Consider the following 13,669-nt stretch of genomic DNA (forward strand, 5'->3'; position numbering starts at 1 on the left):
TTATTATGAGTGAATTCGGGTTTATAAAATGATTTGCGAACCATTTGGTGAATTCGTCGTTATGATAAAACTGTTAAATTGTTTTACGCAATTGTTAATGAATAATTTCGCATTAATTGATTAGCGCGCAGGGCAATGCCCTCGCCCCGTTGGGGAGAGGGTTAGGGTGAGGGGAGAAAGGTGTCAGACAGGCATTGATTTACGAATGGCACTCAGCAACGTTTGCGCGCCAATAGAAAGCGGGGTATCCACCCGGGTCAAAATGCCGATAGGTTCACCGGCGCCGGGGGCGGTCACCGGCAGGGCGGTCAGCGTTCCCTGACGCAAATCGTCTTTCACCGCCCCGGAGGGGACGAACCAGACGTAGTCATAATCCAGCGTGAGCTGGCGCGAAAGCGAGGCCGAAAGCGTTTCGATACAGCCTGAAGGCAGCGTACATCCCTGCATCTGCAGCAATGTTTCGGCGGCCTGGCGCGGGACGGTTCCTTTCGGGCAAACCACAACAGGCCACTCCATGACGCGGCTTAACGTTACGGTATCCTGCAACAGTGGGTGATCGGGGCGCACTACCAGCTTCAGGGACTCCAGGAACAGCAGTTCGTAATTGAGCCCGCCCATCAGTTCCGGGTCGGACATTCGACCGATGCCGAGATCCAGCTCGCCCGATTTCAACCCCGCAAGCAGCATGGTGTTGTTCATGGTGGCAACCTGAATGGTGGTATGCCGCTGCTGCTTATGGAACTGGCCGATAACTGGGGGAAGAATGCCCAGCGCCGCGGTAGGCAAGGCACCCACGCGCACGACCTCGCTGGCCTGCTCTGCTTTTCGGTGCAGGGACTGGCCTGCAGTATTGAGCGCATCCAGGACTTTCACGGCGTGCGTGAGGAACTGTTCGCCCACGAGGGTAAGCTGCGCCCCCAGCCGACCGCGGTCAAAAAGGCGGGCACCGGTCAGCTGTTCCAGCTCGTTGAGGGTTTTGGAGAGCGCAGGCTGGCTCAGGTTAAGAGTTTCAGCCGCACGCCCCAGCGTTCCCTGTTGAGCGACGGCCACAAATGTATGCAAATGGCGCAAGCGTATGCGCTGACTGAACAGACCATTTTTTTCCATAGGCGATGTTAAAAACAGAGCGATGCGGGTGACAAGTTAAGTTGTTTAATTTTGATAACTTGATAGCAAAATATTTTTAACATTTGATCTGTTTGAGTTACAACAAATTTTTCGGCAGGGGAAAAAAGCGAACGTCCTTGTTCATTTATTGCTCATTGCGGAGGGGGGAATTGCTAAGTGGTTTAGATCACGCCGTCACCGCCGTCAGAGCACCACACCTGGCCGGACGTAAATGAACATTCATCCGAGGCCAGCGTGACGTACAGCGGAGCAATCTCCACGGGCTGACCCGGACGCCCCAGCGGCGTATCGCCCCCGAACTCCTTCACTTTTTCCATCGGCTGGCCGCCGCTGGATTGCAGCACCGTCCAGTAAGGGCCTGGGGCGACCGCGTTGACGCGAATGCCTTTCGGACCCAGCTGTTTGGCTAAGGCTTTGGTAAATACCGCCAGACAGGCTTTTGTCTGAGCATAATCCAGCAGCACGGGGCTGGGCTTAACCGCCTGAACGGAGGAAGTATTAATGATAACGGAAGACGCTTTCAGATGGCGCAGCGCCGCCTTGGTGATCCAGAAAGGCGCATAGACGTTGGTTTTGAACGTCGCGTCAAAATCTTCCGTGGTCAGCTCTTCTAACGATTCCCGGAACTGCTGACGGCCGGCGTTATTCACCAGAATATCCAGCCCACCGAGTCTGGAGACGGCTTCATCGACCAGGTTCTCGCAGAAGGTTTCGTCCCGCACATCGCCGGGAAGCGCGACGGCCGTGCGGCCTTCCGCTTTGATCAGGTCGATGACTTCAACCGCGTCTTTCTCTTCTTCCGGCAGGTAGTTGATGGCCACGTCAGCGCCTTCACGGGCATAGGCGATCGCCACCGCGCGACCAATACCGGAGTCACCCCCGGTAATCAGCGCTTTTTTGCCGGCAAGGCGGCCATGTCCTTTATAGCTTTGTTCCCCGTGGTCGGGTACAGGTTGCATTTCGGATGCCAGTCCCGGCGGCGTTTGCGGCTGTTCCGGGAACGGGGGCTGCGGGTAAGCGTTCGTACGTTGTGTAGTATCACTCATAGCTGACTCCTTAAGCCAAGGGGTGAGATTTGATGGATAGTTGCAGCGTTAACGCTTCGCTGAATTATTTCTGCAAACGATCGACACGGACGACGGCAGGGGATGATTTTTTATCAAGCGAACCGTTGATGCTGATCATCTGATCGGGTTTTACCGTTCTGCCGTCGAAGACTGCCTGGGGAATAATAACGTCGATTTTTCCGGTTTTATCCTGAAATACAAATTTATCGCCGCTACCGTCAATAAGATTACCGCGCAGGGAAATTGTCGCACCATCGTGCAGTTGTTTTGCCTGAACGATGGTCATAATACGCGCGTCGTCGGTTCCGCGATATCCGCTATCAAGAGCGTGCGGGGGCGGCGGTGCTTCACCTTTTTGTAACCCGCCGTTATTATCTGCCCATGCGGCCGGAACCAGAAATATCAAAAAAGCGGAAATAAGCGATAATTTCATCTGATATCCTTCATTTTGGGTGTCTTGACTTATTAAGTATTGTTGCTATTCCTTTATGTGGCAAATGTGATAAGTCCTAAAAACATTCGCGTTAGAAATCAAAATTATCGGATAATAAGCGAAACGGTGACGATGGCCATGAAGCGTGAAAATGAAAACTTACCCGGGATAGATGAAAGTTATCGCTTGCTGACGTTTGAATACGCGTTTCGTCAGGTGGGTTTTATTGTTCTGCTAGGTATTATCGTCGCGGCCATTGCCGGTCTGTTTTCAAGCGGAATGGTCAGCGACACGGTAAAAACGAATTCCGCTCAATCCCTGACCATAAATTATGAACGCTTTGGACGGCGGGAGACAGAGACGCGAATGCAGCTCGCGTTTCCGGTGCAAGCAGAGGGGAAGTATACCCTCAGCATGACCAGCGAGAGCAGCGACGCGTATGAGCCCGGCAGCGTATGGCCGCAGCCGGACACCATGTTCAGCCGCGGGAAAACCCTCTATTTTGTCTATAACAACCTTAAAAGGTCAGACAATTTCTCTGTGTTGCTCTTCACGACACCGTCCAGAGCCGGTAAGTGGGACACGGTCATCCGCGTAAACAACGAGCCGGAAATTACCCTCTGGCAATTTATTTACCCGTAGGAGGCTGATATGGATATGGTCTTTCGCGCGCTGGCTATTTATCTGTTTCTCATGGTGGTATTTAAAGTGGCCGGACGACGCGCGCTGCTGCAAATGACCAGTTTTGATCTCATTCTGCTCTTGATTATTAGTGAAGCCACACAGCAAGCGCTCCTTGGACAAGATTTCTCCGTCACCGGTGCGATGATTACGATTACCACCCTGGTGGTAGTGGATATTATATTTGGGCTAATGAAGAAATACTTTTCCCCGGTGGAAAATATTCTGGATGGCACCCCCGTGATTCTGGTTGAGAACGGCGTGCCTTTAGCAGATAAACTTAAGAAAGTCGATGTATCTTGCGATGATATTCTGGTGTCGGCGCGTCAGAATAATGGCATTACGGGAATGAGTAAAATTAAATATGCCATACTTGAGCGCAATGGACATATTTCAATCATTCCTTTCGAGAAATAAGAGGCGGCAAGATGAGCAATCTTTTTCACGACAGTAATAATACCGTGGGTGAACTGACGAAAAAGCTGGCAAGCAAATTAACCGATCGCGGGCTTCGCTTAACCACGGCCGAATCCTGTACGGGAGGAAAGCTCTCGGTGGCGCTTTGTGCGGAAGAGAACACCGCCGATTTTTATGATGTCGGCCTGGTCGTGTTCAGCGATGCTGCGAAAGAGCGGATCCTCGGCGTTCGCCCTGAGACGCTCGCGCGGTATACCGCCGTCAGTGAACAAACCGTCACCGAGATGGCCGCCAGTATCCGTGACATTGCCGAGGCTGATATCAGCATCGCCATCAGCGGCTATGCCGGGCCAGAAGGGGGCGACGATGGCACGGCGGCGGGGACGGTCTGCTTTGCCTGGAATATACGCGGCCAGACGAAAACCCGCACCGTACTGTTCTCCGGCGACTGTCAGGACGTGGTGGAAAAAGCGGTACATTTTTCGCTGTCTGAACTGGTGACAACATTGTCGGACTGGAATAACGGCTAAACGCACGCGGAGGTTGTATGGCTGTCATAGTGATTACCGGCGGAACGGCGGGCGTGGGAAAAGCCACGGCGCTGCGCTTTGCAAAGGCAGGTTACGATGTGGGGCTCATCGCGCGGGATGAAGCAAGCCTGCACTCCACTCAGGAGGAGCTACGGCGGTTTGGCGTCAATGCCCACGCCGTACAGGCGGATGTCGCCGACAGCCAGGCGGTGGTGGATGCCGCTAACGAAATTGAGTATCGCCTCGGTGCGATTGATGTCTGGGTTAACAATGCCATGGGGGCCGTCCTGGCACCGTTTCGTACCCTCACGCCGGACGAGTTTCGACGCGTGACTGACGTGACATACCTCGGCTACGTGAACGGTACCCGCGCTGCCCTGGAGCTTATGGTTCCGCGCGACAGGGGCGTGATTATCCAGGTGGGCTCGGCACTGGCCTATCGTTCTATTCCGCTGCAGTCAGCCTACTGCGGCGCCAAAGCGGCGATCCGCGGGTTTACCGATGCGGTGCGTACCGAGCTGATGCATGAGAACAGCCGGGTTCAGCTTTCGATGGTCCAGATGCCGGGGCTCAATACCCCGCAGTTTGAATGGGCGAGGAATAAGTTCGCCTGGGCGATGCGCCCGGTGCCGCCGGTGTTTGAGCCTGAGGTCGCCGCCAGCGCCATCTTCAGGGTGGCGCAAAAACCAGTACGAGAGCTGTGGGTAGGCGGCAGCACCATCCAGTCGATTGTCGGTCAGTTTCTCTTCCCCGGTTTTCTTGACCGGCTGATGGTGAAAAAAGCCTGGGAGGGCCAGATGACTGACGATCTGAACGCGCCGGATCGCCAGGACTACCTCGATCGGCCGGTTAACGACCTGCACAAAATCCATGGTCGCTTCAGTGACGAGGCGAAAAACCGCGCGCCGTCCGTCACCTCCGGTATGCCGGGTAAAGTGGCATTAGGGGCCCTCGCGGTGGCGGGGATTATGGTGACCCGCTTGCTAACGCGCCGGAAAACATAATTATCGAAGCGCGCTACGGCGTGTCCAGAACCAGCGATAGCCGTAGCCGCCAAGACTGAGCTGAACGGTTTTGCCGCAGATCAGCGCATCGTCGTAGCGTTTGTCCGCGAGACAGGCGGTCCAGGTGGCATTGCGGATCCCTCTGGCGCTGAACGTCACAGGCTGGTCGCTAAAGTTAACGAAGGTCAGGATGCTGCGCTCGTCGGTTTCGTAGTAGATCCCCAGCACCGCGTCATGATCGATGGTGATGAGATGAAAGGGCGCAACGGCAATTTCGGGAAACTCCGAGCGGGTATTGGCAATATCAATAATTCGGTGCAGGAGCGAGTTGCGGTGGAGCAGCGAATCGGCGACGTTTATTTTCTGATAGCGATAAGGGCCGTGGTCGATAATCGGGGCAATAAATTTATCCGGATCGGCTGCGGAAAATCCGCCCCCCTGTGACCCCGCCCACTGCATCGGGGTGCGGACGGCGTAGCGTTCCTCCAGATCCAGGTCGTCACCCATGCCTATCTCGTCGCCGTAGCGCATCACCGGGACACCCGGCAGAGAAAACAGCACCGCGTGACAGAACGCCAGCCGTTTTTGATCGCCATTCAGCATCGGCGCCAGGCGGCGGCGGATCCCGCGCTGATAGACGTTCATCTCTTCATCAGGCGCGAACGTGTCGAGGACAAACTGCTTATCTTTCTGGCTAATGCCTTCCAGATCCAGCTCGTCATGATTGCGCAGCCAGTTGGCAAAGCAGCAGGAATCAGGCGGGGCGATCATCTTCTTCACCGCATTGCGCAGCGGGCGGGCGCTTTTCCTCGCCAGGCTGACGTAGAAATACTTGTTGAGCCAGAAATTCAGCACCAGATTCAGGCGGTCATTATTGCCGAAGTAGTCCTGATAGGCTTCCACCTCGACATCAACTTCACCCAGCAGGATCGCGTTCGGATTATGCTGCTCAATAAGACGACGCATATGTTCGAGGATCCACAGCCCCTTTTTTTCATCCCCGTTTCCTGCCTGCGTGGTGAGGTGGGATGCGGCATCCAGGCGAAAACCCGACACGCCCAGCTTGAGCCAGAAGAGGATGATGTTCTCAATCTCTTTCAGCACCGCGGGAGAGGTGAGGTTCAGATCCGGCTCGTGGCGATAGAACATGTGCCGATAGTATTGTCCCGCCTCGTCGTCCCAGGTCCAGATGCTCTCTTCCACGCCAGGGAACATGGGGGGCGTATCGTCCTCGTCGTTATCCGACCACAGGTAATAATCACGATAGGGTGACGCCGGGTTGCGGCGGGCCTGCTGGAACCAGGGATGCGCATCCGACGTGTGCTGGATCAGCAGCTCGATAATGACCTGCATGCCCAGCTCCCGGGCCTGTTCGATAAAGGCGATGATATCGGCCAGTTTTCCGAAGCGAGGATCTACCTGGAGATGGTCGCTGACGTCGTAGCCCTCATCGAGAAAGGGGGTGAGGTAAAACGGGGTGATCCAGATTACCGTCGCCCCCATGCGGCGAATATAACGCAGCTTGGCCGTAATCCCGGCGATGTCCCCGCAGCCATCGCCGTTCAAATCATAAAATAGCGCAGTATCAATCTGATAAATAATGGCTCGTGTATGCCAGTCAGTCATAGCGTCCCTCAGTGATAACCTTCAGTGTCAGAAACTTTGCCCCGAAAGACGTAGTAGCTCCAGGCGGTGTACACCAGAATCACCGGAATAATCAGTAATGTCCCTACCAGCATAAACAGCTGGCTGGCAGGCGGCGCCGCGGCTTCCCACAGGGTGATACGCGGCGGAATAATGTTCGGCCACAGGCTGATACCGAGCCCGCTAAACCCGAGGAAGATTAGCCCCAGCGTCAGCAGGAAGGGGCGCGCGTGGCTGTTAGGGTTGCGCGTCAGGCGCCAGATCAGCACGCTGAAGAGCGCTACCAGCAGAGGAACCGGCAGGAACCAGAAGAAGTTGGGCAAGGTGAACCAGCGGTCGGCCACGTACTGCCAGCCGAGCGGCGTCCAGATGCTGACTACGGCGATAACGACAACCAGCGCCAGCAGCACGTGGCGGGTGAGTTCGCGCATGCGGGCCTGCAGCGCGCCTTCGCTTTTCATGATGAGCCACGTGGTGCCCAGCAGCGTGTAGGCGACGACCAGCCCGATACCGCAGAAGAGGTTAAAGGGGGTGAGCCAGTCAAGCGCAGAGCCGACAAACCGCCGCCCCTCTACGTCGAAGCCGTTAATCACGGCGCCCACCACGATCCCCTGGCTGAAGGTGGCGAGCAGGGAGCCGCCTGCAAAGGAGTAGTCCCAGAATTTGCGGTGTGAGGGCGTGGCTTTAAAGCGGAATTCAAAGGCGACGCCGCGAAAGATGAGGCCGATCAGCATCGCGGTGAGGGGGATGGTCAGCGCATCAATAATTACCGCATAGGCCAGCGGAAACGCGCCGAACAGGCCCGCGCCGCCGAGCACCAGCCAGGTTTCGTTTCCGTCCCAGACCGGCGCCACGCTGTTGACCATCACGTCACGCTCTCTGGCATCGCCCACGAAGTTAAACAGCAGGCCGATCCCCAAATCAAAGCCATCCATGATGATGTACATCAGCGTGGCAAACACGATGATGGCAAACCAGATAACTGAGATATCGACGCCCATCAGATTTTCTCCTCTTCCGGAACAGACTCAGCGGCAGACAGCGGACGCGCGGGCGTGCCCGAGGTATTTGACGTCAGCGTATCAACAGGCTGAGGGCCTTTCTTAATCAGCCGGATGAGGTAAACATAGCCCACGCCAAACACCGACGAGTAGACGACGAAGAATGCCAGCAGGCTGATGCTCATCTGCAGGGTGCTGTGCAGGGAAACCGCGTCGACCGTGCGCAGATAGCCATAGACGACCCACGGCTGACGGCCCACTTCGGTAGTCACCCAGCCCGCCAGCAGCGCCAGCAGACCGGCAGGCCCCATACAGAGGGCAAACCAGTGGAACGGACGCGAGTGGAAAAGCCGATGGCGATAGCGCAGCCAGACGCTGATCACCCCAAGGGTAATCATCAGCAGGCCCATCCCGACCATGACGCGGAACGACCAGAAAACGATGGTCGAGTTTGGACGATCCTCTTTCGGGAAGTCCTTCAGCGCCGGGACTTGCTTATCCAGGCTGTGCGTCAGGATAAGGCTGCCGAGCGCGGGGATCTCGAGGCCGTATTTGGTGCGTTCCTCTTCCATATCCGGCAGACCAAACAGCAGCAGCGGGGTGGCCTCGCCGGGCGGATTTTCCCAGTGCCCCTCGATGGCGGCGATTTTTGCCGGCTGATGCTCAAGCGTGTTCAGGCCGTGCATATCGCCCACAACGGCCTGGATGGGGGCGACCAGCAGCGCCATCCACATCGCCATGGAGAACATGGTCCGAATGGCGGGGGTATCGTTACCGCGCAGCAGGTGCCACGCGCCTGATGCGCCAACAAACAGCGCGCTGCTCAGGAAGGCGGCGATAGCCATATGGATCAGACGGTACGGGAAAGAGGGGTTGAAAACGATTGCCAGCCAGTCTTCAGGGATAACCTGACCGTTCTGAATGGTGAAACCCTGCGGCGTGTGCATCCAGCTGTTGGAGGCGAGGATCCAGAAGGTCGACATCAGCGTGCCGAGCGCCACCATGCAGGTCGAGAAGAAATGCAGGCCCGGACCAACCTTATTCCAGCCGAACATCATCACGCCGAGGAAGCCCGCTTCCAGGAAGAAGGCGGTTAACACTTCATAGGTCAGGAGTGGACCGGTAATACTGCCCGCGAACTGGGAAAATCCGCTCCAGTTGGTGCCAAACTGGTACGCCATCACCAGCCCGGACACGACGCCCATACCGAAGTTAACGGCAAATATCTTTAGCCAGAAGTGGTACAGGGAGCGCCAGACGTCATTTTTGGTGCGCAGCCACATGCCTTCCAGCACCACCAGATAGCTGGCGAGCCCGATGGTGATCGCGGGGAAAAGAATATGGAACGAGACGGTAAAAGCGAACTGAATTCTGGCCAGATGAAATGCATCGAGTTCGAACATGGTCCGTACCTCTGAAACGATGGGGCACGAGAATTGCCAGGCAGCTTATGGCTGCCCGGCAAAACCGATTACGGTTTTTTCTTACCGGCGCCCAGCTCGGCACCGGTCAGCGGGTCGGCGTGTGGATCGGACTTCGTGCGGGCAGACATCGCCTTGACCAGGGTTGCCTGTTCGGTCGTCAGCGTCACGCTTGCGCTACCGTCTCCGCCATCAACGGCAGGCTGGGGGGACTCAACGTAATCGAAATGTTTATCGCTGTTCCAGCTTCCGCGAACCTCTCCACCTTCAGACATATTGTAGTACTTGTTGGTGAATTCCTCGATTGGCGGCAGTTTTCCCGGTGGGAAGTTATTGCGAATGGACTGGAGCGCCTTCTCAAAGGAGAGCTGGTGCGCCGCCTCGCGCGTCATCAGAAACGCCAGCGCATCCTTCACGCCGGGATCGTCGGTCACGTTGATCAGCCGTTCATAGATGATCTTCGCCCGGGCCTCGGCGGCCACGTTAGAGCGCAAATCCGCCGTCGGCTCGCCGATGGTATCGACGTAGGCCGCCGTCCACGGCACGCCCGCAGAGTTGGTCAGCGGGGTGCCGCCACCGTAAAGCAGAGAAGTGATGTGGCTGTCGTTACCGTTTTCGGTCATAGACCGGTACAGCTCGGCCTCATTTTCCACTCCTTCCGCCAGCGCGCCTTTCGCGCCTTTATTCAGCATCCCCACCAGGGTACCGATGATTTCGAGGTGGCTTAGCTCCTCGGTCGCGATATCCATCAGCATATCTTTACGGCCCGAATCGTCATCGCTCAGGCCTTGCGTAAAGTAGCGGCAGGCGGCTGCCAGCTCGCCCTGCGGACCGCCAAACTGTTCCAGTAAAAGATTGGCCAGGCCAGGGTTTGGTTCAGCGACGCGAACCGTGTATTGCAGCTGTTTAACGTGTCGAAACATGCGCACTCTCCTGTGGTTATTTTTTCGCTTCGACACCCGACGCGTCTGAACGCAGCAGGAACTGTTCCGTCGTTTGCGGGATATGACGAATCAACCATTCGGCCATCTCGCGCTCTTCGGCAAGAATGGTCTCGATAGCGGGTACCGAGGCGGTATCGCCCGCTTTTTTAGCCGCCGCCAGCAGGGAGGTATAACAGGCGATTTCAAACTGTTCGAACACGTAGCCGCTGATCGAACCCTTCACGATTTCGTCAGAAGGGAACATGCCGCCGATGGATTGACCCAGCGCCGCCATTTTGCTCATCGAATCTTTTAAAACCGAACGAGAAATATCATTACGGTCGAGGATTTCCTCCAGCAATGTAATTTGCCGTTTTGTCTCATTAATATGTTGCTCGATTCTGGCGCGAACATCAGGATAATTATCGATACGGCTGGCCATGGATTCCAGCATTGATTCGGCTTGCTTTTCCATCGCATGGGCATCGCGTAGCCAGTCATGGTAGTGTTCTACGTGATTCATTATTGTATCCTCATAATGGGTTCGCTTATTTGGGCTCACTTTCAGCAGCCTGATCGGCACGCGCGGCACTGTAGCCAGATAAATGGCCGACAATATTGGCGTAAATACTGATGATAATGACCCATAGCACGCTGTTCTTCCACCATATTACGGAAGGGATGGCGAGAATGAACCATATTATGGCTGCCGTTAAATGGCACCGTTTAATTGTCCTGGGACTGATGCTCATTTTATTTAACCTGTGTTATTGCGTCATTTCTGCGCTTTTTGGTTAATATTTCCAACGGCCAGATCGGTGAGTTTAAGGTCGGTTTCTTTTTCTTCTTCCAGCGTTTCGGCAAGAAGTTTAACGGCTTTTTTATAGCCCAGCTGTTCTGCGAGTGTGGCAAGGGTACCGTAACTGGCTATTTCGTAATGCTCGACTTTTTGCGCAGCGGCAATTAACGCGGCATCACGCACTTCATTTTTTTCCGTGCTTTCGATGACTTCATTGGCTTCTTCTATTAAGCCTTCCATTGCCACGCATTTCATGCGCTTGATCTTGATACCGTCTTCCTGTTCGACGATCTGGTCGATACGTTCGATCTGACCCTGCGTCTCTTCAAGGTGTGCGGTGAAGGCTGCGCTCAGCTTCTCACTGGACGCGGCGCGGGCAAGCTTGCTCAGCGCGCGGGTAAGCTGTTTTTCCGCACTGTAGGTATCCGACAGAAGATGAATAAATACATCCTCAACGCTTTTCATATTCATAATAATTACGCTCCGGTAAAATAATTAAAGGGTACTGCGAGCCTTTCAGCCCGCAGCATACTCTCTGGTTTTATTAAAAGAGTTTTAAATAAGATCAGGAGTTATCAGATTTACGGCCTCCGCCGTGACTGTTCTGTCCCCCTTTCTTACCCGCTTCAGAAGCGCGTTGCGGATCGTTTTTAAAGTTGCCGCCGCTATGCTGGCCGCCTTTACGTCCAGCTTCTGATGCTTTATCACGGTCTTCAGCGAAATTACCGGAACCACCACGATGCTCTGCCATATTAAACCTCATAGTCATATATTGGTTATGTCAGTACGATACGAAAAATATTCCGTATCACTCGTCGTTCGAGTAATAACTCTAGTCGCTGTTCGTCATTCGTCAAATGCGTTTGGCTATTTGCGGTTGCGTTATTTTTAAATATTCAAGCGCTCACGCTTCGCTTATCGATAAAATAAGGAGGAGCAGGAAGGACTTGTAAACACAAGATCGGATTAGTCCTAAGTTTTTGCTAAAAAACTGAATGCAGAGGATAAAAACAACGTGGTGCTGAATCTGATTAATTTGCAACCGCTAAGGTGTGAATAAATATACTCCTTTATGGCTAGAAAACGGAACCCTAAATAATTATTAAAATCCAGGAGAATAGAACGAGGCGAAAGGGCGGTTTCGTTGTGGCCGTTCAGGGGCCATAGCACACGGTTTGACCACTGTCGCCTTAAGATCACAATTCAGAAATTCTTCCCCCCGGAACGAACGGGTTTCTCTACACTCCAGGTAATATTCACTGGAGGCATGACATCATGGCGAACACCATCACGGCTGATGACATTCGGGAACACTTTTCGCAGGCTATGTCGGCGATGTACCAGCAGGAAGTTCCGCAGTACGGCACCTTGCTTGAACTGGTTGCGGACGTAAACCTGGCGGTTCTGGAAAATAACCCACTATTACATGAACAACTGGCAAACGCCGATGAACTTGCACGCCTGAACGTAGAGCGTCACGGGGCAATCCGCGTCGGCTCGGCGCAGGAACTGTCAACCCTGCGCCGTATGTTTGCCATTATGGGCATGTACCCGGTCAGCTATTACGATCTCTCACAGGCGGGGGTGCCGGTTCACTCCACGGCGTTTCGCCCGATAGACGATGCCGCGCTGTGTCGAAATCCGTTTCGTATCTTTACCTCACTCCTGCGCCTCGAACTGATTGACAACGTCGCGCTGCGCGAGCGTGCCGCGGAGATCCTTTCTCACCGGAACATCTTTACCCCGCGCTGTCTGGCGCTTCTCGATCTGTATGACGCAGAAGGGCAGTTTACAGACGCACAGGCGCGCGAGTTTGTGCAGGAAGCGCTGGAAACCTTCCGCTGGCACCGTCATGCGACGGTCGATCAGGAAACCTATCAGGCGCTGCATAACGAGCACCGGCTGATTGCCGATGTGGTCTGCTTCCCAGGCTGCCATATTAACCACCTTACGCCGCGCACGCTGGATATTGACCGGGTGCAGGAGCTGATGCCGAAGTACGGTATCGAGCCAAAAATTCTGATCGAAGGGCCGCCTCGTCGCGAAGTGCCGGTCTTATTGCGTCAAACCAGCTTCAAGGCGCTGGAAGAGCCGGTGCTGTTTGCCGGTGAACATAAGGGCACCCACACCGCGCGCTTCGGTGAGATTGAGCAGCGCGGCGTGGCGCTGACCCCGAAAGGACGAGAACTGTACGATAGCCTGCTCGCCCAGGCCGGTACCGGTAAAGATAACCTGACGCACCAGCTGCATTTACGGGAGATATTTAGCGCCTTCCCGGACAGCGAGCTGTTAATGCGCCGTCAGGAGCTGGCCTATTTTCGCTATCGTCTGACGCCAGCGGGGGAAGCCCATCGTCATGCGTTCCGTCCTGGCGACGATCCGCAGCCGCTGATAGAGCGCGGATGGGTGGTTGCCCAGCCGATCACCTACGAAGATTTCCTTCCGGTCAGCGCCGCCGGGATTTTCCAGTCTAATCTTGGGAACGAAACCCAGGCGCGAAGCCACGGTAATGCCAGCCGTGAAGCGTTTGAAGTGGCGCTGGGCTGCCCGGTGTATGACGAGTTTACGCTTTATCAAGAGGCTGAAACGCGCAGCAAACAGCGTTGCGGTTTGCTCTGAAA

Annotated in this window: 16 protein-coding genes; 5 read left to right on the forward strand and 11 right to left on the reverse strand. The window is 55.1% G+C overall.

Annotated elements, in window-relative coordinates; genetic code table 11:
* Positions 1-183 precede the first annotated feature (183 nt).
* The 3 genes from PYW49_RS02585 to PYW49_RS02595 form a co-directional block, all read right to left on the reverse strand.
* Positions 184-1,107: a LysR substrate-binding domain-containing protein gene (locus PYW49_RS02585; protein ID WP_134350236.1), complete on the reverse strand. Its 924-nt coding sequence runs from the start codon at positions 1,105-1,107 to the stop codon at positions 184-186.
* Between the two features lie 182 nt (positions 1,108-1,289).
* Complete coding sequence (locus tag PYW49_RS02590; RefSeq protein ID WP_134350237.1) at positions 1,290-2,174, reverse strand: SDR family oxidoreductase; 885 nt, start codon at positions 2,172-2,174, stop codon at positions 1,290-1,292.
* 64 nt (positions 2,175-2,238) lie between these two features.
* On the reverse strand, positions 2,239-2,628 hold the full coding sequence (locus PYW49_RS02595; protein WP_123922440.1) for a YdeI family stress tolerance OB fold protein: 390 nt from the start codon (positions 2,626-2,628) through the stop codon (positions 2,239-2,241).
* A gap of 138 nt (positions 2,629-2,766) precedes the next feature.
* On the opposite strand from PYW49_RS02595, the gene PYW49_RS02600 reads away from it, so the two are divergent.
* From PYW49_RS02600 to PYW49_RS02615, 4 genes are read left to right on the forward strand one after another with little or no spacing between them, the layout of a single operon-like run.
* Positions 2,767-3,270, forward strand: a complete 504-nt coding sequence (locus tag PYW49_RS02600; RefSeq protein ID WP_320385558.1) for a hypothetical protein — start codon at positions 2,767-2,769, stop codon at positions 3,268-3,270.
* A gap of 9 nt (positions 3,271-3,279) precedes the next feature.
* A complete protein-coding gene (locus PYW49_RS02605; RefSeq protein WP_320385559.1) occupies positions 3,280-3,726 on the forward strand; it encodes a DUF421 domain-containing protein in 447 nt (148 codons plus the stop codon).
* 11 nt (positions 3,727-3,737) lie between these two features.
* The gene (locus tag PYW49_RS02610; RefSeq protein ID WP_134350241.1) at positions 3,738-4,256 is read left to right on the forward strand and encodes a 2-oxo-tetronate isomerase; all 519 of its coding nucleotides are present in this window, start codon (positions 3,738-3,740) and stop codon (positions 4,254-4,256) included.
* A 17-nt stretch (positions 4,257-4,273) separates the two neighbouring features.
* Positions 4,274-5,260, forward strand: a complete 987-nt coding sequence (locus PYW49_RS02615; protein WP_320385560.1) for an SDR family oxidoreductase — start codon at positions 4,274-4,276, stop codon at positions 5,258-5,260.
* Here PYW49_RS02615 and PYW49_RS02620 read toward each other — a convergent pair whose 3' ends face one another.
* From PYW49_RS02620 to PYW49_RS02655, 8 genes are all read right to left on the reverse strand, one after another.
* Positions 5,261-6,886, reverse strand: a complete 1,626-nt coding sequence (locus tag PYW49_RS02620; protein ID WP_320385561.1) for an alpha-amylase family protein — start codon at positions 6,884-6,886, stop codon at positions 5,261-5,263.
* 8 nt (positions 6,887-6,894) lie between these two features.
* On the reverse strand, positions 6,895-7,905 hold the full coding sequence (gene cydB, locus PYW49_RS02625) for a cytochrome d ubiquinol oxidase subunit II (protein ID WP_320385562.1): 1,011 nt from the start codon (positions 7,903-7,905) through the stop codon (positions 6,895-6,897).
* Positions 7,905-9,308, reverse strand: coding sequence for a cytochrome ubiquinol oxidase subunit I (locus PYW49_RS02630; RefSeq protein ID WP_320385563.1), 1,404 nt, complete (start codon positions 9,306-9,308; stop codon positions 7,905-7,907). Before PYW49_RS02630 ends, cydB begins: the two co-directional genes overlap by 1 nt.
* 68 nt (positions 9,309-9,376) lie before the next feature.
* Positions 9,377-10,249: a manganese catalase family protein gene (locus PYW49_RS02635; protein ID WP_320385564.1), complete on the reverse strand. Its 873-nt coding sequence runs from the start codon at positions 10,247-10,249 to the stop codon at positions 9,377-9,379.
* 16 nt (positions 10,250-10,265) lie between these two features.
* Positions 10,266-10,772, reverse strand: a complete 507-nt coding sequence (locus PYW49_RS02640; RefSeq protein ID WP_193139977.1) for a ferritin-like domain-containing protein — start codon at positions 10,770-10,772, stop codon at positions 10,266-10,268.
* Between the two features lie 25 nt (positions 10,773-10,797).
* Positions 10,798-11,001 (reverse strand): hypothetical protein, encoded by a 204-nt coding sequence (locus PYW49_RS02645; protein ID WP_320385565.1) that lies wholly within the window; start codon positions 10,999-11,001, stop codon positions 10,798-10,800.
* A 23-nt stretch (positions 11,002-11,024) separates the two neighbouring features.
* On the reverse strand, positions 11,025-11,519 hold the full coding sequence (locus PYW49_RS02650; RefSeq protein ID WP_023311678.1) for a YciE/YciF ferroxidase family protein: 495 nt from the start codon (positions 11,517-11,519) through the stop codon (positions 11,025-11,027).
* Between the two features lie 94 nt (positions 11,520-11,613).
* Positions 11,614-11,799: a con-10 family general stress protein gene (locus PYW49_RS02655; protein WP_004136767.1), complete on the reverse strand. Its 186-nt coding sequence runs from the start codon at positions 11,797-11,799 to the stop codon at positions 11,614-11,616.
* Positions 11,800-12,323: 524 nt separating this feature from the next.
* Between PYW49_RS02655 and hglS the strand changes: the two genes are divergently transcribed.
* The gene (gene hglS / locus PYW49_RS02660; RefSeq protein WP_320385566.1) at positions 12,324-13,667 is read left to right on the forward strand and encodes a 2-oxoadipate dioxygenase/decarboxylase HglS; all 1,344 of its coding nucleotides are present in this window, start codon (positions 12,324-12,326) and stop codon (positions 13,665-13,667) included.
* Positions 13,668-13,669 lie beyond the last annotated feature (2 nt).

The organism is Enterobacter chinensis (assembly GCF_034008295.1).
Lineage (GTDB): Bacteria > Pseudomonadota > Gammaproteobacteria > Enterobacterales > Enterobacteriaceae > Enterobacter > Enterobacter chinensis.